The following is a 22599-nucleotide window of genomic DNA, read 5'->3' as shown; positions in this document are numbered from 1 at the left end:
AAAAAAAAACGTATGCTGTATCTTCAGAAAGTCTTGTGATTTCTCATTCTTTTTGTATTCTTTTTTCGATTATATGTTCTTCAATGTCGGTTACCAAATTATCAATGAGAGTAAATCTATTTATTGCTTATAATCTTTGCCCTTTATATTTTTATTTACCATTAACATATTAATCTCCCCTAAATACTATATCTGCTTATTTACTACTCTTTACCTCTCTCTTACGGGGTATTTTCGGATGAAGCACTTGATATATTTATCGATTGACATTAATAGTTGGCTTCAAAGCTTGGTGATTTAAAAACAAGTGTGTAAAAAGGTTGATGTTGTCCGTAATCATCAATTAAGCAATAACAATTCCTGTATATGGTCTTGTCATCAATCCAAAAAGAGGACATTTTGATCTTTTGTCAGATGAGAATGCTTATATCAAACAAAAAGATAAAGAACAGACTCCATTAGAATCTGTTCTTTATCTTTTTAGAAAAGTTGATTTTTATCCCCTTACAAGGATGACACACATATCATCATGCTGATTTGCCTGTTTCTCCTCAGGAAGGATAACATTTAAAGGAGCCACTGCTTCTTTTTCTGACCATTGATACTTTCCTATTTCTCGCAAATGTGCCAAGGCTTTAGTTTCATCATTATCAATAGCCTCCGCCACACCGTCAGTATATATTAAAGCCTGAAAACTATCAGTATAAGGAATAGTTATTTTATTTATATGCATTTCCTCGAAAAATCCAATTGCTGTATTTCGCTGTCCCATTTCAATTAAGTCTTTCCCATCGATATAAAGGTAGCCCGGTGGATGGCCGGCATTGACATATTCAATCGTCTTTGATTTCGTATCTACCAATAAATAAATACCTGTTAAGTAGTAGGATGTTAACTTTGTTTTTTCCTCCAGTAAAGTCATACAGCGATTCAATTCGAGAATGACTTTTTCAGGATCAACCACATTCCGTACCGCTTCACGAAGGATAGAGGAGATATACATACATACTAATGATGCAGGTATGCCATGCCCCATCATATCAAACATAAATATGGCATAGCGATCCTGATCAATCTGCTGCCAATAATACATATCACCTGCGAGATTAGAGGATGGCTTATAGGACCTCGTTATTTTGATTTGATTATTTAATATGGGCTCACTTAACAAGCTTCTCTGCACCTTTGTAGCGAGATCAAGCTCATAGCTTATTTTTTCATCCTGATTTTTATGCCAATCTTTCTCCTCTTTTAAACGGAGAGCAGCACGTATCCGAGCCAATAGCTCTACCTTATTAATAGGCTTCATTAGATAATCTGATCCACCGGCATCCAGTGCTTCCGCGAGTTTATGGGTATCACCTAATGCGGTCACAAAAATAACAGGTATATCTTTATATTCCTCCGTTGCAGTGATTCGCCTGCAGGCTTCGATTCCATCAATTTCTGGCATCATAATATCCAAAAGAATTAAATTAAAGGAGCTTCTGCCGTGATTTTTACTTAAATCTTCTTCTAAAATATGAATCATTTCATTTGCTGATTTAGCCAGCTTAATAGACCTGTATCCTGCCTGCTTTAAGATGGTCTCAATTACAAATAAATTCACTTTATTATCATCTACCACAAGTATTGACATACTTTCTTTCACCCATCTTCTAAAATACTAAATCTTATATTAATTATGGTATGTCACTTTTACTTAAAATACAAATAGTTGAAACTAGGGGGTAAATGGTTAGGTTATTACACTATTAAAAATGATAAATTAAAGTCTGCAATTAAAGAATGAATAGAAAAAAGGACTTATCGCCAATGGATAGGATTCTATTCAAAAATAATTATGTCACCGGTGTTAATTTTTTGTTTTTTTCAATAAATCCATTAATCCTGCTATCAGTAAAAGGATTCCCGGAAGTATATAGAAAGCCGAAGTGCAAATAAATCCACCAATAGCCGCAATAAGCATAAAGGAGCCTCCTATTTTAGGGTTGCTTTTGACAACAACTAATCCAATGATCGCAAGAATAGAACGGTTAACCATCCAAGATTGATGGTTGTACAGAATCTAAACCCCAACAAATAATGCTATACCAGCTGCGAAAATCCCCAAAATACCATCAAGTAAACCAAGAAAAAATTCTGTAGTTCTGCTCTTTTTGGAAACCTCCATTTTTTACCCACTACCTGATATTCTGAAATATTATTTGAAAGAATTAGATTGTTGATTTTTTTGGATACTGAAAACTCTGTTAAACAATTAAATGTACTAAATCAGTTTGTATGCTCATAGCCTGAAAGGAAAATGAATTTTAAAAAGGATGGTGTAGCTATGACTGAGCAAAATCGGCCTGAAAAATCGCACATGAAATCTTATACACCTTTTCACAGTCGATTTGATCCGTGCAGACCAATTGGTAAGAAGTATTATTCTACTCCTCCTAATCTATTTCTCGGATTTCAACCGCCTAATTTGCCTCAATTTTCACCAAAGGAGGCATTATTCAAGGGCACACTCTGGCCTGTATTTTATGACTTTTATGAAAACCCCTATGAACATAAAAGGAGGGATTCTCAGTGAAGCCCCAATTACCTGATGAATATTATCAGCTATTAGAGGAAATTCAGGCAATCGACTTTGCTTTAGTGGAGCTAACCCTTTATTTAGATACTCATCCCAATGATTTAGAAGCCATGCAGCAATTTAACGAATTCTCTCATCAGAGCAGGCAGCTTAAACAGCAGTTCGAAAAGAAATTCGGCCCACTTCAACAATTTGGTAATAGTTATACAGATGCCAATTGGAGTTGGGGAACTACTCCGTGGCCTTGGCAAATATAAAAGATGAGGTGATTAAAGAATGTGGTTTTATGAAAAGAAATTGCAATACCCTGTTAGAGTCAGTACCTGTAACCCGACTTTAGCCAAATATTTAATTGAACAGTATGGAGGGGCAGATGGAGAGTTAGCAGCCGCTCTTAGATACCTGAATCAACGATATACCATTCCTGATAAAGTGGTAGGCTTGCTAAATGACATAGGCACAGAAGAATTCGCGCATTTGGAAATGATTGCCACGATGATATATAAACTCACAAAAGATGCTACTCCAGAGCAGATGAGAGACGCTGGTTTGGCAGACCACTATGTTGATCATGATTCTGCTCTTTTTTACCATAATGCAGCAGGTGTACCATTTACAACTGCATACATTCAGACAAAGGGAGATCCTATCGCAGATTTATATGAAGATATTGCCGCTGAGGAAAAAGCAAGGGCTACCTACCAATGGATTATCAATATGTCAGATGATCCAGATTTAAATGATGGCTTACGATTTTTAAGAGAAAGAGAAATCGTTCATTCTCAGCGATTCCGTGAGGCAGTACAAATTATTACAGATGATAGGGAAAAGAAGAAGATATTTTAAACGATTTATCAATAATAAAAAAACCTGTGTTGGCTGTACAACACAGGTTTTTCTTGAGGCCAACAGGATGTTGGTCACAAAGACGTTGCCACACGACGTGGCGTCTTTAGTCTTTGTTCCTTAATACAGTCGCCTCAGCCTTTTAGTCAATCCAGCTTCAACGGCTAGAAGCTCAGGACATAAGCATGACCACTTCGGGAGGAAAAAGCGCCTCCCTACGTGCCCCTGTCTTATGCTCCTCACGGGCCAACAGGATGTTGGTCATGAAGACGTTGCCACATGACGTGGCGATTTTAGTCTTCGTTCATTAATCGAGCCCTTCAGCCTTTTAGTTAATCCAGCTTTAACTCCTAGTCCCTCGAGTCATAAGGATAGCCACTGCGGGAGGTTAGGGCGCCTCCCTGCGTGCCTTTCCTTATGCTTGTCGGGCCTGACCAGTCGTCTCAGCCTTTTTAATCAATCTAGCTTCAGGGCCTAGGAGTTCGGGACATAAGCATAGCCTCTGCGGGGGAGGAACGTCCCCTACGAGCCTCTGTCTTATGCTCCTCACTCCTGACCAAGGCCCTTCAGCTTTTTAGTGGGCGTGGCCCCAGATCATGGTTAGGATGGTTCCGAAGATGACTGCGTGTGCGACGAATAGAGCATAGATAATGTTTAGATAGATTGTTCTCTTTTCTTTAGATTCATTAACATGCATGAATAAAAAGAGTTGTACAGCTGTTTGAATAATGGCGGTTATGGATAGGATCACCATTCCGGCCGTAAAGGAAATATCATAAAAGGCTACGGATAGCGCAATGATGGTTAGAATTAATGATATGACATAACCCAAAACATGTTTAAGTGGAAATAGTTGTTTTATCATCCTATATCAACTCCTTCAAATAAACGAAGCTAAAGATGAGAATCCAGATTACGTCAAGGAAATGCCAGTATAGGGAATAGATAAAAGATTTATTGGCTATTTCTGCCGTAAATCCTTCTCGTATGACTTGAATTAGTATACATAATCCCCAGAATAACCCGAATGTTACGTGGGCTCCATGCGTACCGAGCAGCATGAATAAGCTTGATAAAAATCCGCTTGTTTGCATGGTTGCGCCTTCTTCGATATAGGTCATAAATTCAAAAATCTCTACACCTAGGAAGACAAGACCAAGCAGCATGGTAATAATAAAAAATGTAATCATCGGTTTTTTCAAATTAAGTCTCATACTATGAATAGCTAGCCCGCAAGTAAAGCTACTTGTTAAAAGGACAATCGTTTCAATAATGACGCCTTTAATTTCAAAAATTTCTTTTGCTGTAGGACCATCGCCCGTACCATTAAAGAGGGTATAATAGGTTGCGAATAACATAGAAAACAATGCAATCTCAGCTCCAAGGAATAACCAGAAACCAAAGATTCTTAATTGATTTTGTTCTGTACTGTATTCCAGTGGAAGGGAAGAGTCTATCTTCATAGTTTTTCACCTCGCAGTACTTTTTCAGTTCCTTCTATTTCCTCTACAGAAACATAATAGCCAGGATCTCGTTCAAAGGATTTAGCAGCCATTGTGATAAATACACCAATCCCAAATATAATAGCTGGAATCCACCAACTGAATACTAGGCAAAAACCAGAGAGAAAGAAGAATATACCCATAATGGCTGGTTTTCCTGTATTGCTTGGCATGTGAATAGGCTTTATTTCATCTTCGTAAAGCGGTTCATTATTAATTTTGGAATACCATAAAGGGTCGACGTCCTTAACGTTTGGCATAACCGCAAAATTATAGAATGGTGCCGGACTTGGAATTGACCATTCCAATGTACGTGCATCCCATGGATCCGCATGTTTGTCACGAGGACTTTTGAATGCACTATAGATGATATTATAGATAATTAATCCAAAGCCGATTGCTAACCCTACGGCTCCAATACTTGCAGTGAGATTCAGTGGGCCATAGCCTGTCGCTTCAGAATAGGTATACATCCGGCGCGCCATACCATCCAGACCTAAATAGAATAGAGGCAGGAATGTTACATTAAAGAATATCGCAATCAGCCAAAAACTAATTTTTCCGATTTTTTCATTTAAGCGGAAACCGAAAACTTTCGGGAACCAATAATAAGTACCTGCAACCATTCCAAAGACAGTACCCGGAATTAATACATAATGGAAATGGGCGACTAGGAACATTGTATTATGGTACTGGTAATCCGCACTTGACATTGCGAGCATAACGCCCGTTACACCACCGATTGTAAAAATCGGTATAAAGGCCAGCGAGAATAGCATGGCTGTAGGGAATACAATTTTCCCTTTTCGTAGAGTAAACAGCCAGTTGAAAATCTTAATACCGGTTGGTACAGAAATAGCCATCGTAGCAATCGCAAATATGCTATTAACCGTTGCATTGTGGCCCATTGTATAGAAGTGATGGGTCCATACAAGGAATGATAGCAATGAGATGGCAATCATACTGTAGACCATTGATTTATAGCCGTATAGATTTTTACGTGCGAAAGTAGAAATGACATCGCTGAAAATACCGAAAGCTGGCAATATAACAATGTATACTTCAGGATGTCCCCAAATCCAAAAGTTGTTTGCCCAAAGCATATCCATACCGCCATTGGTGGTTGAGAAAAATTGTGTTCCAAAAAGTCGGTCAAACATCATTTGTGCAAGTGACACAGTAAATGTCGGGAACGCAAACAAAATAATGATACATGTGATTAATGCAGACCAAGTGAACATTGGCATTTTCCAAATAGACATACCCGGAGCTCTCATTTTGATAATGGTTACGATAAAATTAATGCCCGTCATCAATGTACCAAGACCGGATAATTGAAGAGCAATTGCATAATAATTGTGTCCGACAGTCGGACTGAATTCATTACTTGCCAAAGGGAAGTAGGCACTCCAACCTGCATCTGGAGATCCGCCAATAACAAACGATAGATTGTAAAGCATAGCTCCGACAAAGAATAACCAAAAGCTGATAGCGTTGAGTGCCGGAAAGGCAACGTCACGAGCTCCAATTTGTAAAGGAACAACGATATTCATGACTCCCAATACAAATGGCATAGCCATAAAAAGAATCATAATAACTCCGTGAGTAGAGAAAACTTCATTGTAATGCTGTGACTCCAGGAATGTCATATTTGGAGTTGCAAGCTGCAAACGCAGCATTAATGCGTCAACGCCACCGCGAAATAACATAAGGAACGCAGCAAGGATATACATGATCCCAATACGTTTGTGGTCTACTGTAGTTAACCATTCACGCCACAGCCATCCATATCTTTTGGTATAGGTCAGATAGATAATGATTGCCAACATGGCAACAACAATGCTAACCATAGCACCATAGATAAGCGGATCGCCTGTAACAAAGAATTCATCCCATTTCATGGTCTAATCCCCTTTCCTGATTTATTCATGATTATGTTCGTTCGTTTCTGTATCTGTTCCATCTGTAGCATCATCATTGCTTTCATGGAATGGCCATACAGGAGCCGGACTGAAATCAAGGTGTGTGGAAGAGTAAGTGGCTCTGCCCATTACTTCCATATCAAGCAGTTTGTTAAATTCCTTCTCAGTTAAAGGTTCGGCAGTTTTTTGGACCTCATCTACCCAGCTATCAAATTCTTCTGGAGACATGGCTAATGTTTCGAACTCCATTTGTGCAAAGCCTTCTCCACTAAAGTTGGCGTTTCTTCCAAAATAGGAACCTGGTTCGTCTGCAACGATTCGTAATGTAGTTACCATATCGCTCATTGCGTATTTTTGACCTGCCAGCTGGGGAACCCAAAAGCTAGTGATTGGTCCAAAAGAATATAAACGGAATTCAATCTCCCGATCTGTTGGAATGTTGACATAATTGACTGTTTCGATTCCTTCTTCGGGATAGCTGAAATGCCATTTCCAGTTGGAAGAAGATGCATAAATCACTAAAGGCTCTTCGTCTTCATATCCAGCTGGTGTACTTTCCACCTGAAAAGTGGTGATGACCGTAACAACTGAAAGTACGACTACTATAATGATAGGGATGGCAGTCCATATAATTTCAAGCCACTTATTTCCTTTTTCATATGGCGGTACATAGTCTACGGGCTGTTTAGATGCTCGATATTTCACAATCATATAGATAAAAAGAGCGTAAACAACCACTAAAATAAAAGCCATCACGATCATAGAAAAAATAATCGTATCGGATTGAATTTTTGCTTGTGGCCCTTTTGGATTCAGTACCATTAAAGGGTTACAACCTGCCAGTGCGAATATAGCAGCAAAAGACATACTGAATAAAGTCCATTTCTTCTTCATGATAGTCTCCTTTCTTGAAAATTATTTATATTATATAAATAAAGTATTATACTATTATGATAAAATTTAAAATAATGAAAATTCAACTGATAACCCTCGTTTTTAATAAGTTTTTATATGAATTTTTGATATGAAATAGAAGTTATATAGAATATTATATTTTTTTGATATAGTGATGGGAAAGAGAGGGTTAAAAGGTAGGTTTTGGCCTTGGAGTGTTTAAGTGAATGCTGATTCCGATAAAGAATAAATGGGTAAATATAAAAAGAACAAAAAAATAAGCTACCAATCGGGAATCGGTAGCTCGGATAATTGAGTCAATTATTTAGTTTCCGGTGTCCATTGCTTACGGACTTGTTCATAGGCTAACTGTCTGATTTCTGATTCATCAGTGTCTCTTGGTGCAAGGACATTTGTTTGATAGTTTTTCCCCATGAAATCTATTAATACTGTAACATTTACCATATAAATCTACTCCTTTTGTTCGTTTAATCAATAGTTAATAGACGCATTAAATGCATCATTTTTGTTCATCTAAAATTGGTTTTCCAAGGTTTTAGAGTAAAAGTGAAGTGATGTTTTTCTAATGGACGGTATGTTGTTGAGAGGATGAATGTACTATTCCCGTTTTTTGAAAAATATAAACTTAGCAATTGGCAATTGGAATAAATTGAGAGGTTAAAGGAATTATATAATAAAATTGGCAATAATTCCATATGTTTTTTGTTTATAAATAAAAATAAAAATAAAAAAATTGGAGGGATTTTTTTGTCTGTATTGTTATTTGATCTCGATGGTACATTAGTTGAGACAACGAGATTAAGTATACCTATTATTCATGCGGAAATCAAGAATTATCCACACCTAAAGGTCCCTAATCCTAAAAAGATTCAATCTGCGTTTGGTTTACCTCATAAAGAGTTTTGGGAGCTTTTAACACCTGATGCCACCGAACAGGAAGTAAGAATGATTTCTGAGCGTTCAGAGAAAGAATTACTGGAAAGCTTAAAAACTGAAAATGTACTGCTTCCCTATGCCAGAGAAGTGTTAACTGAACTAAAAAGAAGAGGGCATATTTTATCAACAGCAAGTAATTGTTCAACTGCATATTTAAATGAAATACTAAATTCACAGCAAATTAAAGATTTATTTTATGAGCCTCTGTGTATTGAAAGGGTCGGCGGCCGTAAGAAAAAGGATATTTTGTTAGCGCACTTTCAACATTTAAATAAATCTGATGCTTTTATGATAGGAGATCGTTCGTCTGACATTGAGGCGGCAAAAGCGCATCATGTACCAGCTATAGCTTGTCACTTTGGATATGCTGAGGATGGTGAACTGGAGGATGCGGATTACCATATTTATTGTTTGAAAGATTTATTAGAGATATTCAACTAAACATATATAAATAAAGGGCAGTTTATTACAATACAATTTGCAGTATACATTCGATACGAAAAGCTTAAGAAACTTTAAGCTTTTCGTATATTTAAACTCATAATAATTCTTGAATCATTTCAATCCTGTTTCCAAATGGGTCTCTAAATTCAAATCGTTCAAATCCTGGTATGGGTAAACCCTTTATTAATTGAATATTTTGTTCTTCTAAAACCGTTTTCCAGTATGATAAATCCTCGACTATATAGGCTAAATGAGCTTTTGTTTTTAACCGGTCAATTCCATCTTCCGTACCTACATGTACATCCTGATCTCCAACCGATACCCAAAATCCCCCACGTCCCCTTAGTGAAGCAGGCTTTTCTTTTTCAACCAGACCGAGAATCCTACAATAAAAATGTTTCCCTTCTGTTTCATATCCTTTTGGAATGGTAATCTGAGCATGGTGTAATCCCAAAATCATAAAATCGTCCCCCTTTTGCAATAAACTTTTCACCTTTCATTTTATATCTTCAATTACGAGCTTGGAAATTCGGAGTCATTATCGTTTCTGATAAGCTTTACTTCATGTTTTATAGGTCTTGCCTTCCTAATCTAAAAATATTAAAAAACGCATTGAAATTCGGATGGAATTCAAATGCGTTTCATGGTCAATCTAATATGAGCTTTTTTATTTATTTGAGATTAGTTTTGCCACAGGTGTACTTTTCCATAATTTTTTTGCAGAAGGGAGAATTCCCTTTGCCTGATTGATTGGATAATTAATGGCGCTTTTTTTATATTCAACATCACTCATGATTGCTTGTTGCTTTCCTGTTAAACGATCTGTTTCATGTTTAATGCTATCCGTTTGTTGTTGTATTCGCGTAACAGTTGCTTGTATCTCATTAATTGTAGGTGTTGATTCTTTGAACGTTCGAAAAGCATATATACCGAGATATACAATTGATCCAACGATAATAGCTAAACTAATCCAAACGATGATCATGCACAGTCCTCCTTTGAAATATTCCCTTATCATAACTATATCTTACCCATTATTGAGCGTTTAGTAACTAATGACTTAGAAAGAAAAAGGATTAATAAGTGCTTAAGCGGGTATTGAACCCATATATTAACTTTTAGAGAGGGGATGATGGGAATGGATAAAAAAGTAATTGGTGTTTATGATAATGGTCAGGATGCTGTACGGGAAGTGGAAAGATTACAGAAGCAAGGGTATCAAAAAGAAGATATTTCCGTAGTAGTGAAGGACAAAGAAAAGGCAGATAAAATCACATCTAAGACTAATACAAATGTTGACAGTGGTCTTGCAGCTGGGGCAACTACAGGTGGAATCTTAGGAGGATTAACAGGATTATTGGCAGGTGTCGGTGCACTGATAATCCCTGGTATTGGGCCAATTGTTGCAGCAGGGCCGATTGCTACAACATTGGGAGGAATTGCAGCAGGCGCTGGAGCTGGTGGATTGACCGGTGCGCTGGTTGGATTGGGTATTCCTAAAGATACAGCTGATAAATATGCTACTGATGTAGAAAAGGGGAAGATTCTTATATTAGTCGACTCCGAATCACAAAAGAAATATGCAGCTCGCGATACGTATGAAAGATCTGATGATCCATTAGTGGGAGCGCAGCGCGAAGTGAAAGTAACAATAAATCCAGCCACGGGTGGAGATCCCAATTTAAGAGGAAAAGATAGTTATAAATAATATATCTATAAGTGGAAGTCATCGATTCCTTGATGGCTTCTTTCTTTTTATGCATTGAAAAACGAACCAAGCATCTGCCTGATTCGTTTTAAAATAATTTTGAAATGTAAGTAACAACTTCTCATTTATTAGTATTCGTTTATGTGTGTGATGTAAATTGCCGCGGTTATCTATTCCACTTGGACGTTTTTACTTAGACGATATAAGCCCTACCTCTCTTATATCCTTACGGCTCCGAAGCCGTTCCAGTGTGAATAAGTGTTCCGAAAAACATAAATTGCAGAATGCCATATTTATTTACATATCTATGTGTAAGTCACTACTTTAAAATTATATCTTCTAAGTATATACTTTATAATTTCGTTTGTCAAATATGTTTTTTACAGAACGACGTCCGAAGATAACCACGATACTTGTTTAACCGCTATTTCTCATATACCCAAATAAAAATGATAAAAAACCTGTAGGTTATCTTACTTAGGTAGAAATTGTTCAAAGGAAACACGCATAGGATAGGTCATAAGGAAAAATGGGGAGGTTACATAATTGAGACAACAATCGATGAATGATTTAGTGAAACAAACCCAAAGGGCTATTAATGGAGAGTACAGTGCTATACAGTGTTATGAAAAATTAGCCCGACTAGCACCAACAGAAGATGAACGGCAGCGAATATTGGAAATCAGAGAGGATGAGATTAAACATTTTAAACAACTGGTACTACTATATACAGGCATAACAGGGAGAGATCCAAAGCCAAAACAGACAGAACCTTGTGAGGATGATTATTTACGGGGGCTTGAAGCGGCTTTAAAAGATGAGCAGCGTACCGTGGATTTTTATCTTTCAGTTGCAGACGGAACCATTAATTTAGCGGCAAAGAAGTTGTTTAATCGTGCAGCTAAGGATGAACAACAGCATGCAGTATGGTTTCTTTATTATTATATGAAGAATAAATGAAAAGGGCTAAATTGGAATTAGAACACATAATTTAAAAATGTCCTGCATAAGAGTCCTCCTATTCGGGAATAAGGTAACTGTACTAAACTGAATGGGAGGATGAAATATGAAAGCAGTCACATACCAAGGGGCCAAAAAAATTGAGGTTAAAGAGGTTGAAGATCCGAAGCTTGAAAAGAATGATGATATAATCGTCAGAATTACTTCTACGGCCATATGTGGTTCTGATCTTCATATCTATCAAGGGAATATGCCGATTAGAGAAGGATATATAATTGGACATGAACCAATGGGAATCGTAGAAGAAGTCGGTCCTGAGGTGACAAAAGTCAAAAAAGGCGACCGGGTAGTTATCCCTTTCAACGTATCCTGCGGGCAATGCTATTACTGTCAGCATGAGATGGAAAGTCAATGTGATCATACCGAATCCAATCCACATCAGGATACAGGCGGATATTTTGGATATACAGAGCGATATGGGAATCATCCCGGCGGACAAGCAGAATATTTAAAGGTTCCATTTGCGAACTATATGCCGTTTGTCATACCGGAATCCTGTGAATTAGAGGATGAGTCATTATTATTTATGTCTGATGTTTTGCCTACAGCTCTTTGGAGTGTGGAGCATGCGGGGGTAAAACCGGATGATACTGTGGTCGTACTTGGCTGTGGCCCAATTGGTTTAATGACACAAAAATTTGCTTATATGGCTGGTGCTAAAAGGGTTATAGCTGTTGATCACTTGGATTATCGATTAAAACAAGCTGAGAAAATGAATAAAGTAGAGACGATTAATCTTAATAATTATGATGATACAGGGAGCTATATAAAAGAAATTACACAGGGTGGAGCTGATGTGGTCATCGATTGTGTTGGAATGGATGGTAAGAAATCAGCTATTGAAAAAATTGAGCAAAAACTAAAATTGCAGGGAGGAACGTTAAGTGCTATTCAAATTGCCACGAAGGCGATAAGGAAATTTGGTACTTTGCAGCTTACCGGTGTTTACGGATCTGTTTATAATATGTTCCCGCTAGAGAAATTTTTTTCACGCAATATTACGATGAAGATGGGACAAGCTCCTGTTGTTCATTATATGCCTCGATTATATAAAATGATTGAAGAAGGAAAGCTCGACCCTACTGAAATTGTAACTCATAAGTTACCACTTCTGGACGCAGCGAAAGGGTATTCGTTATTTAATGAACATGAAGATAATTGTACGAAGGTTATATTAAAACCATAACTAAGATAAAACAAAGCATTCCTCCAGCAGTAATAGAATGCTTTGTTTTATTTTAAGGTATAATTTTACATAAAAAGGGAGACTGACATGAAAATTGGAGTGATTGCTGATATTCACGGGAATGAGCCTGCCTTAAAAGCGGTACTATCTAAGCTTGATTGAAGGAGGGATATTGAACATATCTATTGTCTGGGAGATATGATTGGAATCGGACCGATACCAATGACGTTTTGGATATTCTATTTACAAGAAATGATGTATCCATGATTACGGGAAACCATGATGAAGCGGTTTTAGCACTTCTAAAAGGAGAGGAACATCCACAAAGCCACTCCCATGTAAAAGAGCATCATCAATGGATAGCAGAGAGGATGGATAAGCAATTCATCCGGAAGTTGGAAGGGTTGCCTAGGGCAATCAATTTAACTGTCGAAGGGAATTCAATTTTGTTTATTCATTATCAGATTGAGCCAACGAAGCTAAATGACCATATAAGCCAAGACCCTTTTAGCAGAATTGTTGAACCAAGTCTTAAGAATATAAGGACTTTATTTAAAGGATGGGAAGAAAAGTTAATCTGTTTTGGTCATCATCATCCACTTCATTTCTTCAGAAGTGAACGTACTGTCTTTCTAAATCCAGGCTCTTTAGGTTGCAATTCAAAGCCTACTGCCTAGATATAGCGGGAGACAAGGTGGTTATCTCTAACGAAGATGCTACCTATGATAATACAAAATATTTAGCTTCATATGAACGGCTTCAGGTCCCGGATCGTGATTTTATTCTTAAAATTTTTCATGGCAATCAATTAAAACAATAACTCTTAATTGCTAATCTGAGATTATTAAACAACTCCATTTCTATATCCTAGGTTACTGGAATTATTTCCGACTAATTCCTTGCCTATGCCAAGGCTAAGGCAGGGGGTAAAGAGTATAAAGTAAATAAAAAACCCGTTAACCAGGATGTAAATATCCAAAGCTAACGGGTGTTTAAGGTATAGCGTCGTTACATTAAAATACTTTAGTTGTCCAAGATTCACAGTTCCAAACATCTGTAGCTATGTCCTGATAGAAGTCAGGTTCATGGCTGATCAGTAGAATACTTCCCTTAAAGGCCTTTAATGCGCGTTTTAATTCTTCTTTAGCATCCACATCAAGGTGGTTGGTTGGTTCATCGAGAACAAGTAAATTGTTTTCACGATTGATTAGTTTACATAAACGAACCTTCGCTTTTTCTCCACCGCTAAGTACTTCAACTTTACTTTCAATATGCTTGGTAGTAAGGCCGCACTTCGCCAGAGCAGCACGAATTTCTGCCTGATTATAGGAAGGGAACTCCTGCCAAATTTCTTCGATACAGGTATTATTGGATGTTTGTTTTACTTCTTGTTCAAAATATCCCATATACAAATGTTCGCCAAGCTCAACCTGGCCAGAGATTGGTTTAATTTCACCGAGAATACTTCTGAGCAAGGTAGTTTTTCCAATCCCATTGGCACCGACGAAAGCAATTTTTTGTCCACGCTCCATACGTAAATTTAATGGTCTGGATAGAGGCTCATTATACCCAATGACAAGATCCTTTGTTTCGAATATAAGTTTACCGGATGTACGTGCTTCGCGGAAATGGAATTCTGGTTTCGGTTTTTCTTTCGCCAGTTCAATGATATCCATTTTTTCAAGCTTTTTCTGACGGGACATGGCCATGTTTCGAGTAGATACACGAGCTTTATTACGTGCAACGAAATCCTTGAGGCCGGCAATCTCTTGTTGCTGTCTTTTATAGGCGGCTTCAAGCTGTTGCTTTTTCACCTCATACACTTTCATAAAATCATCATAATTTCCAACATAACGGGTCAATTCCTGGTTCTCCATATGATAAACAAGATTGATAACACTGTTTAAGAATGGAATATCATGTGAAATTAAAATAAAGGCATTTTCATAATTTTGAAGATAACGTTTGAGCCACTCGATATGCTGCTCGTCAAGATAGTTGGTCGGCTCATCTAAAAGTAATATATCGGGTTTTTCAAGTAATAATTTTGCGAGAAGGACTTTTGTACGCTGGCCACCGCTTAAGTCCTGAACATCGCGCTCAAGCCCAATTTCATCGAGGCCCAATCCTCTTGCTATTTCCTCAACCTTTGCATCAATGACATAAAAGTCGTTGTTAGTGAGGACGTCCTGCAGTACACCTGATTCCTCAAGTAAGACTTCTAATTCCTCAGGAGAAGCTTCCCCCATCTTAGCAAAAATTTCGTTCATTTCATTTTCCATATCAAAAAGATACTGAAATGCTGTTTTCAGTACATCGCGTATGGTCATACCTTTTTCAAGAACAGCATGCTGGTCAAGGTAACCAGTACGAACTTTCTTAGACCATTCAACTTTCCCCTCATCAGGCTCCAGCTGTCCGGTTACAATATTCATAAATGTAGACTTTCCTTCCCCATTTGCTCCGACAAGGCCAATATGTTCGCCTTTTAATAAGCGGAAGGAAACTTTGTTAAAAATGGCTCGGTCACCAAAGCCATGGCTTAAATCTTTAACGGATAATATCATTTATCTATACTCCTGCCTCTTAATTGTTTGTAATTAATGGGTCTATACGCATTTAATAGTACAATATTTCACGATAAAAGCATAGATAATCAATTGATTAACAGTAATTGTAAAATTAATGGGTTCATACTTAGAAGGGTCAGTATTTACGAATGCTCACATAAGTTGTATGATGTTTAATGCAACAATTAGAATAATTCGAAAATAGCGAAAAGAGGGTAAGAGAGTATGAAAAAGGGATTGTGGTTATGCAGTATTATGGCCTTGATGCTTGTTATCGTCATGGGTTGTTCATCAAAAGAAGAGACAAAAGAGGAAGTGGGCACTAAAGAATCAGCGGATGTAAAAAGTGACTTATTAGATTTCTATCTTTCCATAGTGAATGTGATTAATGGAAGTGATCGTGATTTAAATACCTATGAGGGAGCAGAGAATCCTTCTGTCTTAACAGAGGAAGATAAACAAAAAGCTGCTGCTTCAGCAAATTCTGTTGTGGATGCTTTGGAAGATGTGAAAGTTCCTGATAGTTTAGAAAAATATAGCAAGGATTTTGAAAAGGCTATAAAGACTATTTCTGATTCATATAGAGAAAAAGGAATTCAATTGTCCGGTACAGCTGAACCCAATATGGATAAAGCAAATGAGCACTTTAATGCTGGAAGTGAAAAAGTTAACGATATTTTTAAAGCAGAGGATCTTATCGCGCCTAATTTAGCTGCTGAAGTAAATGGTTAATAAACGCAGGCACCCAGTCGATTGTTTAATCGGTTGTTTTTTTGATTCGCTTGGGAGTGAAAATTCCCAAGCGAATCAGTTTATTTCCTGGATTTAGCGCGTGCATCAGCTGCTTTTGATCTGGCTTGTGCAACGAGATCATCATGATCAGCTAATGCCTCAGAAAATTCTACATCTAATCCGTCAGATTTTATGGAAGGCGGCGTGGTGTTTCCACTTGCCATCCTGTTTCTGCCGTGAAGTAAGTTATGGTTATATCTGCCCATTTTTGATTACCTCCCAAATGAAGAATATCTTCCTGATTAGATTGCAACAAAATCCAAGCCATTATTCTGGTAAATAAAAGGTTAGTTTATGGACGAATTCCTTTAGATCCTGTAAACCCAGCCGCTCGATCTGCTGCTTTAAATTCCCTTTTGTAACGAACTTCTTGAGTAGAGGTCAGGCGATTTTTCATTTGATCTCGCTTTTTCTTATCCATGAACATTCTCCTTTTCAAAGTAGTGTCATTCCTATAATTTCCATAATTAAATGTTTTAATTCATTTTCTAAAATCAAAGAAAGGACTAAGATAAGGATATATGCTACATTAAAAGAGGAGGCGAGCTAACGATGCCACTTATCTCAAAAATTGAACAACAAAAAAAGAATAAAAATCGTTTTAATATATACATAACAGAAGAAGGACAGCCTGAAAGATACGCATTTAGTGTGGATGATGACTTACTTGTCCGCATGCGGCTATCGAAGGGGATGGAAGTCGATGAATTATCCATTATGGAAATTCAGTACCGTGACCATATCCAAAAAGCATTTCAGTCTGCTGTCAATTATCTATCTTATCGTATTCGTTCAGAGCATGAGGTTATTTCCTATTTGAGTGAAAAGGAATGGGAACAGGCGGTTATTGATGAAGTAATTCATAAACTGCGTGAGTATAGATATGTTGACGATGAGGAATATGCGAATGCATTTGTACGAACCCAAATGAATGTCAGTAAAAAAGGACCTGATGTCATCCGGACAGAGCTGCTCAATAAGGGAATCTCAGAAAAGGATCAGCAGACTGCATTAAGTCAGTATACGAATGATTTGCAAAGAGAAAATGCTGAAGAATGGGCCAGTAAGACATTAAAAAAAAGTAAGGGTTCCATGAAAGAAGCAAAACAGAAAACAATCCAATTTCTTGTACGGAAGGGTTTTTCAATGAGCCTGGCCAAATTGGTGACTGAAGAGTTAGCGGTTGATGATAAGAATGCTGAATGGGAAAGTCTTGTAAAAACAGCGACTAAATTTCACAGAAAGTATGCTCAACTGGATGACTATTCGTATAGTCAAAAAATGAAAACAGCTCTATTTAGAAAAGGTTTTGATATGGACTTAATTTCTCGTTTTGTAGAACTGGGCAAAGAGCGAATTGATAACGGAGATTTTGAATTGTACTGAGAGGGGTAAAGAAATGCAGGAGAAAAAATTCAGTGAGATGTCAGAGCATGAGCTTAGACAAACAATCGCAGATTTAAATGAAAAAGCAAGAAAGGCTGAGCAGCTTGGGATGGTTAATGAGTTTGCCGTACATAAAAGGAGAGCCGTTATGGCAAAGGCTTATACATTAGACCCGGCTGATATTATAGTCGGTGAAATGTATGGTATAGATGGAGCGCCTGGAGAATATTTTAAGGTGGAGTATTTAAAAGGTGTGTTTGCCTGGGGGTATCGTCTTCAACAAAATGAAGAAGAAGGGCTGCCTATTTCCTTGCTAATGAAATTAAAATAAAACGAGAAAAAAAGAGCTTTCTGTAGAAAGCTCTTTTTGAATTTATTTAGAATCCCGTTCTCCAGAGGCATGCATTCGCTCCTGTGGACGAGTATTTGTAGTGCCATCTGCTCGTTTTGAAGCATACTCTGGTTTGGCTCGGGGTTCCCCATTAAATTTATTATCATGCTCATAAGGAAAGCCTTTTGCTTTATTTCTCAAGATTCTCTCACCTTTCATTCTGGGATGATGGATGCCTTATTAGTATTCTAAAATGGCTCCCACCCATTCATGAGAAAGCTTTCCTGATTATCCAGTAATCATATTTAGTTTCTTTTGAAGCTTTTCTTCTGTAAAAACCCATCCAGTAAATGAGTTGATAATAGTTAAATCATCATCTAAATGAACGACAGCCACAAAGGGATATCGTCCTCTGCTCCGATAACGTAAATCAATGAATCGGACAATGTGCATTCCCTCCTGATAGTCCATTTCCCATCGGTATACCGGAGAAAAAGATACAAAGGCAGAGAGATTCACATCCTTTAGAGCAGCATCCAGAATTGGACTTTCCGGTAAAGGAATACGATCAAATGTATCGTAAAATTGTATTTCACGATTTTCAGCTCCCCCAACATAATATTTATCAGGCGTTGTAACAGCTACCTTCCAGCGGTGATAACGCATGGTTGGGGAAAGTGTAATTCGCCGAGCGTCAGGGATTTGTAAACGAATTCGAGCTTTTAAGCTTCTAGATTCTGTAATCCGAGCGATATAATAACCGATAATAATTACATACATTATTAAGAATATAGTTCCTGGATTAAAGCCGAATGTCCATAAAATAAGACCTACAATATGAATTCCAAAGATAAAGGGATCAAATGTATTAATAATCCCGAGCGCGACCCATCTTGAGGACAGGGGGCTTAGAGCCTGTGTACCATAGGCATTAAATATATCTACAAATACATGCAAAAATACAGCGAAAAAGGTCCACAACCATAAATGTAAGGTATTCGCTTCAGGAATAATAAGGGCAATAAGAGCCGTAATTAATATAGGCCAGAGAATTACAAATGGTATGGAATGTGTCCTTCCGCGATGATTGCGTATATATACTGCATTATTTTTCATTTTTAGAACTGTATCTATATCAGGTGCCTGGGAACCAAGGATTGTACCGATCATAACGGCCGTTGCTGTTCCTGTGTGGGAGGCGACCTCAGGATCCAAGGTGGCTAACCCGCCAAGTGCTATACCCATTACAAGATGAGTACCGGTATCCATAATACATCCTCCTTTTCTACTGACTTATAAAGGAAACCACTATTTTTATCCAATATTAATTACTTTTCATACCAGTCATGTTGTTTTAAAATGAAGGGAATCAAAAAATCATGGGTAAACCTACTCAGTATGATTACTTAATTTATTCCCTATTCCATTAATTTTTAACATAAACAGGAGGAAACGTGAAGACACTTGTAAGTTGCAATATAGAACAATTCAGAAAAGATCTTATAGATTGGTTTATTCAGGAACAAAGACAGCTCCCATGGCGATTAAATAAAGATCCCTATCGTGTCTGGGTTTCTGAAATTATGCTTCAGCAAACTCGTGTTGATACTGTTATTCCTTATTACGAACGTTTTATGGAATGGTTTCCGACGCTTGATGATTTTGCTGATGCTGATGAGGAAAAATATTTAAAAGCATGGGAAGGTCTAGGCTACTATTCTCGGGTTCGTAATTTGCATAGTGCAGTTAAAGAGGTAAAGGAAAACTACGGCGGAATTGTGCCAAACACTCCTGAAGAAATTAAAAAATTAAAAGGTGTCGGTCCATACACTGCCGGTGCAATATTAAGCATTGCTTATGGTGTTCCGGAGCCTGCAGTTGATGGAAATGTCATGAGAGTCATTTCCAGGATATTAGAAATATATGATGACATAGCAAAGCCTGCCACCCGCAAACTATTTGAGTCAGCTGTACGTGAATTAATTGATCCCGAACATACGTCAGAATTTAATCAGGCATTGATGGAACTTGGCGCTCTTATATGTGTTCCCGGTAAACCTGCATGCTTATTATGTCCGGTAAGAGAGCACTGCTGGGCATTTGATAAAGGAATCCAACAGGAGCTTCCGGTAAAAACGAAAGCTAAAAAGACCAAAATTGTTCATTTATCGGCAATTGTGATAAACGATGAAAGTGGAAGAATCCTGATTAGGAAGCGGCCGGAGACAGGTCTTCTCGCGGGATTGTGGGAATTCCCAAGCTATGAAACAACAGGAGATGTTAAAGTACTTAAAGAAATGGTTGCGGAACAGAATCAAGTTGAATTAAATCAATTAACTCCAATCGGTCATATCAATCATGTATTTTCACATTTGACATGGGAAATTGATATCTATACAGCCACTGTGAATAATTTGGAGAACTTTAAAAGCAATACACATAAATTAGCATATGTGAAAGATCATGATTTTCAACAGTATGCTTTACCTGTATCTCATCAAAAAATTTATGAAACATATGTATTTAATGGTTAAAAAATAACCCGGCATCAGCTACCTGCGAAAAGATAATAATCTTCAGGTATAGCTGATGCCGGTTCTATTTTAATTAATCGTAGGAAACACGCGTTCCTTTTGTCCAGGTTGCTTCCTGTCTCTTCAGGCCGCCTCTTCTTTCAATTTCCTCAATAATTTCTCTTTGAATGGTATGTCCCTCTATATTTAAATAGGGCATAATCTGCTGAAATGAATGATGGTAAAATTCCAGTTCATCTTCCTTCCATTCACTTTTAGGAATCATGGATAACTCTGACATATCTCTTCCTACAAACATAATAAAGCCTCCTCTTTTCCTGTTTTAAATTTCTATATAGGATGCCGCTATATAGTGAAGCAAAAACAAGGAAAAAAATAGAAACACTCTTTTTGTATATGAAAACCTCTGTTGGATACATTAATAGGTGTGGAGGTGATATTAATGGCTAACAACAGTTCAAAAACAAATGCAAATCAAGTGAGACAACAAAACGCACAATCTGCAGGTCAAAGCCAAGGTCAATTTGGTTCTGAATTTGCAAGTGAAACTGATGTGCAATCTGTGAAACAAGCAAACGCGAAAGCAGAGAAAAACAAAGCTAAAAACTCCGGTAACTCCGGACAACAATAATGTAAAACCTTTAATTAAAGCACTTGCCCGTAGCGGGCGAGTGCTTTTTAACGGCTCGACAAAACCTCTTAGAAGGCTACAGAAAAAGTCAAAGGTATTTTCTGCTTATTAGAGAAATGTATTATTATACTGATTTTGGGTGGTGTAGAGCATGAAGAGTTTTGAAGAGTTAGTTAATGAACAAATGGTCATTATGGATAAGCTTTTACATATGCAAACAGAACTTGACCGTTATATGGAGCTAGAGGAGGAACTGAGGAATCGAAAGAATGATGAAGATTTACTATGTGTCCAGGACGATATAAGTGAGATGAAAAGAGAATTAGATACAATCCAAACGATATTTATGCAATTAACAGAAAAAGTGATTGAAAGCTATCAGTCAAAATCTGCCCCGAAACTATAAAATATAAATACAATTCATCATTATTTAGGGCATCTCTATAGGTGTTCTTTTATTTTTATTCTCCGCTTCTGTTTCCTTCATTCATTATGACTCATGTTTGTAAACGATTAATTTTGGTTATAGGATTAATATTTCATTCTAAAAAAGAGCTGGTTAATGGCGATTTGTTTAACAATTTATAGCTTATCCGCTTTTCATGGTGGCTCTTTGTTTTAAAATTGTATGTGAATCGTTATAATAATAGAAGAATACGGAAAAAAGCATCTTAATTTAACGGTTAATATATTGTCAATTTGAACACAGAGACGGTATATAAGTGCCCTGCCCTATAGGGAGAGAAAGTAGGTAATACAACGTGCGAGTACCGAGAGAAGGAGAAGAAATCCAAATACACAGTTACAAACATAATGGACATATACACCGGGTTTGGCAAGAGACGACCATATTAAAGGGTACCCAATTTATTGTAATTGGTTGCAATGATCGGACTCTTGTAACCGAATCTGATGGTAGGACATGGCTCACAAGAGAGCCAGCTATTACCTACTTTCACTCACAGTATTGGTTTAATATCATCGGCATGCTTCGTGATGACGGTATTTACTACTACTGTAATTTAAGTTCTCCATTTGTATTTGATGGGGAAGCGGTTAAATATATCGATTATGATCTTGATATAAAGGTATATCCCGATATGACATATAACCTGTTAGATGAAGATGAGTACGAAGAGCATAAACTTCAAATGGGTTATCCGAATGTCATTGACCATATTCTCAGGAGAAATGTGGAAAAGCTGATTAGTATGATTCGAGCGAAAAAAGGGCCGTTTTCTCAGGAGTTTGTTCATAATTGGTATAACCGATATTTAACAATTAAAAGTTGA

At 37.3% G+C, this 22599-nt stretch carries 30 protein-coding genes and 1 pseudogene; 16 read left to right on the top strand and 15 right to left on the bottom strand.

What is annotated here, in order from left to right; genetic code table 11:
* Window positions 1–496: 496 nt before the first annotated feature.
* The gene (locus AC4G3N_RS14420) at window positions 497–1639 is read right to left on the bottom strand and encodes a SpoIIE family protein phosphatase (protein WP_066107983.1); all 1143 of its coding nucleotides are present in this window, start codon (window positions 1637–1639) and stop codon (window positions 497–499) included.
* A gap of 216 nt (window positions 1640–1855) precedes the next feature.
* Window positions 1856–2173 (bottom strand): annotated as a pseudogene (locus AC4G3N_RS14415) (hypothetical protein).
* Window positions 2174–2332: 159 nt separating this feature from the next.
* On the opposite strand from AC4G3N_RS14415, the gene AC4G3N_RS14410 reads away from it, so the two are divergent.
* From AC4G3N_RS14410 to AC4G3N_RS14400, 3 genes are read left to right on the top strand one after another with little or no spacing between them, the layout of a single operon-like run.
* Window positions 2333–2581: a spore coat associated protein CotJA gene (locus tag AC4G3N_RS14410; protein WP_066107980.1), complete on the top strand. Its 249-nt coding sequence runs from the start codon at window positions 2333–2335 to the stop codon at window positions 2579–2581.
* Window positions 2578–2841, top strand: a complete 264-nt coding sequence (locus AC4G3N_RS14405; RefSeq protein ID WP_066107978.1) for a spore coat protein CotJB — start codon at window positions 2578–2580, stop codon at window positions 2839–2841. Before AC4G3N_RS14410 ends, AC4G3N_RS14405 begins: the two co-directional genes overlap by 4 nt.
* A 19-nt stretch (window positions 2842–2860) precedes the next feature.
* The gene (locus AC4G3N_RS14400) at window positions 2861–3430 is read left to right on the top strand and encodes a manganese catalase family protein (protein WP_066107973.1); all 570 of its coding nucleotides are present in this window, start codon (window positions 2861–2863) and stop codon (window positions 3428–3430) included.
* Between the two features lie 574 nt (window positions 3431–4004).
* Here AC4G3N_RS14400 and qoxD read toward each other — a convergent pair.
* From qoxD to AC4G3N_RS14375, 5 genes are all read right to left on the bottom strand, one after another.
* Entirely contained in the window at window positions 4005–4292 is a 288-nt protein-coding gene (gene qoxD / locus AC4G3N_RS14395) for a cytochrome aa3 quinol oxidase subunit IV (RefSeq protein WP_066108542.1), read from the bottom strand.
* Window positions 4293–4296: 4 nt separating this feature from the next.
* Complete coding sequence (qoxC, locus tag AC4G3N_RS14390) at window positions 4297–4893, bottom strand: cytochrome aa3 quinol oxidase subunit III (protein WP_491090406.1); 597 nt, start codon at window positions 4891–4893, stop codon at window positions 4297–4299.
* A complete protein-coding gene (gene qoxB, locus AC4G3N_RS14385) occupies window positions 4890–6833 on the bottom strand; it encodes a cytochrome aa3 quinol oxidase subunit I (protein ID WP_140462192.1) in 1944 nt (647 codons plus the stop codon). Before qoxB ends, qoxC begins: the two co-directional genes overlap by 4 nt.
* Window positions 6834–6854: 21 nt before the next feature.
* Window positions 6855–7748 (bottom strand): cytochrome aa3 quinol oxidase subunit II, encoded by an 894-nt coding sequence (qoxA, locus tag AC4G3N_RS14380; protein WP_066107965.1) that lies wholly within the window; start codon window positions 7746–7748, stop codon window positions 6855–6857.
* Between the two features lie 321 nt (window positions 7749–8069).
* Window positions 8070–8213 carry a BA3454 family stress response protein gene (locus tag AC4G3N_RS14375; protein ID WP_066107964.1) on the bottom strand — a complete coding sequence of 48 codons (144 nt, stop codon included), beginning with the start codon at window positions 8211–8213 and terminating at the stop codon, window positions 8070–8072.
* Window positions 8214–8516: 303 nt separating this feature from the next.
* Between AC4G3N_RS14375 and AC4G3N_RS14370 the strand changes: the two genes are divergently transcribed.
* A complete protein-coding gene (locus AC4G3N_RS14370; protein ID WP_066107961.1) occupies window positions 8517–9146 on the top strand; it encodes an HAD family hydrolase in 630 nt (209 codons plus the stop codon).
* A 97-nt stretch (window positions 9147–9243) separates the two neighbouring features.
* Here AC4G3N_RS14370 and AC4G3N_RS14365 read toward each other — a convergent pair whose 3' ends face one another.
* The gene (locus tag AC4G3N_RS14365; RefSeq protein ID WP_066107959.1) at window positions 9244–9609 is read right to left on the bottom strand and encodes a VOC family protein; all 366 of its coding nucleotides are present in this window, start codon (window positions 9607–9609) and stop codon (window positions 9244–9246) included.
* Window positions 9610–9816: 207 nt separating this feature from the next.
* Window positions 9817–10134, bottom strand: coding sequence for a DUF948 domain-containing protein (locus AC4G3N_RS14360; protein ID WP_181162051.1), 318 nt, complete (start codon window positions 10132–10134; stop codon window positions 9817–9819).
* Window positions 10135–10287: 153 nt separating this feature from the next.
* Here AC4G3N_RS14360 and AC4G3N_RS14355 point away from each other — a divergent pair, with 153 nt between their 5' ends.
* The 5 genes from AC4G3N_RS14355 to AC4G3N_RS14335 all read left to right on the top strand — a co-directional run bounded on the left by AC4G3N_RS14355 (window position 10288) and on the right by AC4G3N_RS14335 (window position 13883).
* Window positions 10288–10857, top strand: coding sequence for a general stress protein (locus AC4G3N_RS14355; protein WP_225983649.1), 570 nt, complete (start codon window positions 10288–10290; stop codon window positions 10855–10857).
* 561 nt (window positions 10858–11418) lie between these two features.
* Window positions 11419–11817, top strand: coding sequence for a ferritin-like domain-containing protein (locus AC4G3N_RS14350; protein ID WP_066108539.1), 399 nt, complete (start codon window positions 11419–11421; stop codon window positions 11815–11817).
* A 106-nt stretch (window positions 11818–11923) separates the two neighbouring features.
* The gene (locus AC4G3N_RS14345) at window positions 11924–13063 is read left to right on the top strand and encodes a zinc-dependent alcohol dehydrogenase (protein ID WP_066107947.1); all 1140 of its coding nucleotides are present in this window, start codon (window positions 11924–11926) and stop codon (window positions 13061–13063) included.
* A gap of 185 nt (window positions 13064–13248) precedes the next feature.
* Window positions 13249–13740 (top strand): metallophosphoesterase family protein, encoded by a 492-nt coding sequence (locus AC4G3N_RS14340; RefSeq protein WP_491090401.1) that lies wholly within the window; start codon window positions 13249–13251, stop codon window positions 13738–13740.
* 17 nt (window positions 13741–13757) lie between these two features.
* The gene (locus AC4G3N_RS14335) at window positions 13758–13883 is read left to right on the top strand and encodes a hypothetical protein (RefSeq protein WP_258188260.1); all 126 of its coding nucleotides are present in this window, start codon (window positions 13758–13760) and stop codon (window positions 13881–13883) included.
* Window positions 13884–14076: 193 nt separating this feature from the next.
* On the opposite strand, the gene AC4G3N_RS14330 is transcribed toward AC4G3N_RS14335, so the two are convergent.
* Window positions 14077–15630, bottom strand: coding sequence for an ABC-F family ATP-binding cassette domain-containing protein (locus AC4G3N_RS14330; RefSeq protein WP_139892669.1), 1554 nt, complete (start codon window positions 15628–15630; stop codon window positions 14077–14079).
* Window positions 15631–15858: 228 nt separating this feature from the next.
* Between AC4G3N_RS14330 and AC4G3N_RS14325 the strand changes: the two genes are divergently transcribed.
* Complete coding sequence (locus AC4G3N_RS14325) at window positions 15859–16365, top strand: hypothetical protein (RefSeq protein ID WP_139892668.1); 507 nt, start codon at window positions 15859–15861, stop codon at window positions 16363–16365.
* 80 nt (window positions 16366–16445) lie between these two features.
* On the opposite strand, the gene AC4G3N_RS14320 is transcribed toward AC4G3N_RS14325, so the two are convergent.
* Together AC4G3N_RS14320 and AC4G3N_RS14315 are read right to left on the bottom strand one after the other, a co-directional pair.
* On the bottom strand, window positions 16446–16631 hold the full coding sequence (locus AC4G3N_RS14320) for a YfhD family protein (RefSeq protein WP_140462195.1): 186 nt from the start codon (window positions 16629–16631) through the stop codon (window positions 16446–16448).
* Window positions 16632–16717: 86 nt separating this feature from the next.
* Entirely contained in the window at window positions 16718–16846 is a 129-nt protein-coding gene (locus AC4G3N_RS14315) for a YfhE family protein (RefSeq protein WP_139892666.1), read from the bottom strand.
* Between the two features lie 131 nt (window positions 16847–16977).
* Here AC4G3N_RS14315 and recX point away from each other — a divergent pair, with 131 nt between their 5' ends.
* Together recX and AC4G3N_RS14305 are read left to right on the top strand one after the other, a co-directional pair.
* On the top strand, window positions 16978–17811 hold the full coding sequence (gene recX, locus AC4G3N_RS14310) for a recombination regulator RecX (RefSeq protein WP_139892665.1): 834 nt from the start codon (window positions 16978–16980) through the stop codon (window positions 17809–17811).
* A 13-nt stretch (window positions 17812–17824) separates the two neighbouring features.
* Window positions 17825–18142: a YfhH family protein gene (locus AC4G3N_RS14305; RefSeq protein WP_066107926.1), complete on the top strand. Its 318-nt coding sequence runs from the start codon at window positions 17825–17827 to the stop codon at window positions 18140–18142.
* Between the two features lie 42 nt (window positions 18143–18184).
* On the opposite strand, the gene AC4G3N_RS14300 is transcribed toward AC4G3N_RS14305, so the two are convergent.
* Window positions 18185–18346: a small, acid-soluble spore protein K gene (locus AC4G3N_RS14300; RefSeq protein WP_306821562.1), complete on the bottom strand. Its 162-nt coding sequence runs from the start codon at window positions 18344–18346 to the stop codon at window positions 18185–18187.
* A gap of 84 nt (window positions 18347–18430) precedes the next feature.
* The gene (locus AC4G3N_RS14295; RefSeq protein ID WP_491090397.1) at window positions 18431–19411 is read right to left on the bottom strand and encodes a metal-dependent hydrolase; all 981 of its coding nucleotides are present in this window, start codon (window positions 19409–19411) and stop codon (window positions 18431–18433) included.
* A 185-nt stretch (window positions 19412–19596) separates the two neighbouring features.
* Here AC4G3N_RS14295 and mutY point away from each other — a divergent pair, with 185 nt between their 5' ends.
* Window positions 19597–20676, top strand: coding sequence for an A/G-specific adenine glycosylase (gene mutY, locus AC4G3N_RS14290; protein ID WP_148631060.1), 1080 nt, complete (start codon window positions 19597–19599; stop codon window positions 20674–20676).
* A 73-nt stretch (window positions 20677–20749) separates the two neighbouring features.
* Here mutY and yfhS read toward each other — a convergent pair whose 3' ends face one another.
* On the bottom strand, window positions 20750–20974 hold the full coding sequence (gene yfhS, locus AC4G3N_RS14285; RefSeq protein WP_066107915.1) for a mother cell protein YfhS: 225 nt from the start codon (window positions 20972–20974) through the stop codon (window positions 20750–20752).
* Window positions 20975–21112: 138 nt separating this feature from the next.
* On the opposite strand from yfhS, the gene AC4G3N_RS14280 reads away from it, so the two are divergent.
* The 3 genes from AC4G3N_RS14280 to ntdP all read left to right on the top strand — a co-directional run bounded on the left by AC4G3N_RS14280 (window position 21113) and on the right by ntdP (window position 22599).
* Complete coding sequence (locus tag AC4G3N_RS14280) at window positions 21113–21307, top strand: gamma-type small acid-soluble spore protein (RefSeq protein ID WP_225983705.1); 195 nt, start codon at window positions 21113–21115, stop codon at window positions 21305–21307.
* 151 nt (window positions 21308–21458) lie between these two features.
* Window positions 21459–21713 (top strand): YgaB family protein, encoded by a 255-nt coding sequence (locus AC4G3N_RS14275; RefSeq protein WP_066107909.1) that lies wholly within the window; start codon window positions 21459–21461, stop codon window positions 21711–21713.
* A 355-nt stretch (window positions 21714–22068) separates the two neighbouring features.
* Window positions 22069–22599 (top strand): nucleoside tri-diphosphate phosphatase, encoded by a 531-nt coding sequence (ntdP, locus tag AC4G3N_RS14270; protein WP_066107906.1) that lies wholly within the window; start codon window positions 22069–22071, stop codon window positions 22597–22599.

Source organism: Bacillus sp. z50, assembly GCF_058313585.1.
Note: the sequence above shows the minus strand (reverse complement) of the source record. Positions and strands in the feature narration are given on the sequence as shown.

Bases quoted from the DNA above. Each gene is read 5' to 3' on its own strand.
- AC4G3N_RS14350 (WP_066108539.1), top strand. From the start codon at position 11,419: ATGAATGATTTAGTGAAACAAACCCAAAGGGCTATTAATGGAGAGTAC.
- AC4G3N_RS14365 (WP_066107959.1), bottom strand. From the start codon at position 9,609: ATGATTTTGGGATTACACCATGCTCAGATTACCATTCCAAAAGGATAT.
- qoxA (WP_066107965.1), bottom strand. From the start codon at position 7,748: ATGAAGAAGAAATGGACTTTATTCAGTATGTCTTTTGCTGCTATATTC.
- AC4G3N_RS14410 (WP_066107980.1), top strand. From the start codon at position 2,333: ATGACTGAGCAAAATCGGCCTGAAAAATCGCACATGAAATCTTATACA.
- qoxB (WP_140462192.1), bottom strand. From the start codon at position 6,833: ATGAAATGGGATGAATTCTTTGTTACAGGCGATCCGCTTATCTATGGT.
- AC4G3N_RS14305 (WP_066107926.1), top strand. From the start codon at position 17,825: ATGCAGGAGAAAAAATTCAGTGAGATGTCAGAGCATGAGCTTAGACAA.
- AC4G3N_RS14360 (WP_181162051.1), bottom strand. From the start codon at position 10,134: ATGATCATCGTTTGGATTAGTTTAGCTATTATCGTTGGATCAATTGTA.
- AC4G3N_RS14345 (WP_066107947.1), top strand. From the start codon at position 11,924: ATGAAAGCAGTCACATACCAAGGGGCCAAAAAAATTGAGGTTAAAGAG.
- qoxC (WP_491090406.1), bottom strand. From the start codon at position 4,893: ATGAAGATAGACTCTTCCCTTCCACTGGAATACAGTACAGAACAAAAT.
- AC4G3N_RS14375 (WP_066107964.1), bottom strand. From the start codon at position 8,213: ATGGTAAATGTTACAGTATTAATAGATTTCATGGGGAAAAACTATCAA.
- AC4G3N_RS14400 (WP_066107973.1), top strand. From the start codon at position 2,861: ATGTGGTTTTATGAAAAGAAATTGCAATACCCTGTTAGAGTCAGTACC.
- AC4G3N_RS14420 (WP_066107983.1), bottom strand. From the start codon at position 1,639: ATGTCAATACTTGTGGTAGATGATAATAAAGTGAATTTATTTGTAATT.
- recX (WP_139892665.1), top strand. From the start codon at position 16,978: ATGCCACTTATCTCAAAAATTGAACAACAAAAAAAGAATAAAAATCGT.
- AC4G3N_RS14275 (WP_066107909.1), top strand. From the start codon at position 21,459: ATGAAGAGTTTTGAAGAGTTAGTTAATGAACAAATGGTCATTATGGAT.
- yfhS (WP_066107915.1), bottom strand. From the start codon at position 20,974: ATGTTTGTAGGAAGAGATATGTCAGAGTTATCCATGATTCCTAAAAGT.
- AC4G3N_RS14325 (WP_139892668.1), top strand. From the start codon at position 15,859: ATGAAAAAGGGATTGTGGTTATGCAGTATTATGGCCTTGATGCTTGTT.
- AC4G3N_RS14320 (WP_140462195.1), bottom strand. From the start codon at position 16,631: ATGGGCAGATATAACCATAACTTACTTCACGGCAGAAACAGGATGGCA.
- AC4G3N_RS14355 (WP_225983649.1), top strand. From the start codon at position 10,288: ATGGATAAAAAAGTAATTGGTGTTTATGATAATGGTCAGGATGCTGTA.
- AC4G3N_RS14330 (WP_139892669.1), bottom strand. From the start codon at position 15,630: ATGATATTATCCGTTAAAGATTTAAGCCATGGCTTTGGTGACCGAGCC.
- AC4G3N_RS14315 (WP_139892666.1), bottom strand. From the start codon at position 16,846: ATGGATAAGAAAAAGCGAGATCAAATGAAAAATCGCCTGACCTCTACT.
- AC4G3N_RS14295 (WP_491090397.1), bottom strand. From the start codon at position 19,411: ATGGATACCGGTACTCATCTTGTAATGGGTATAGCACTTGGCGGGTTA.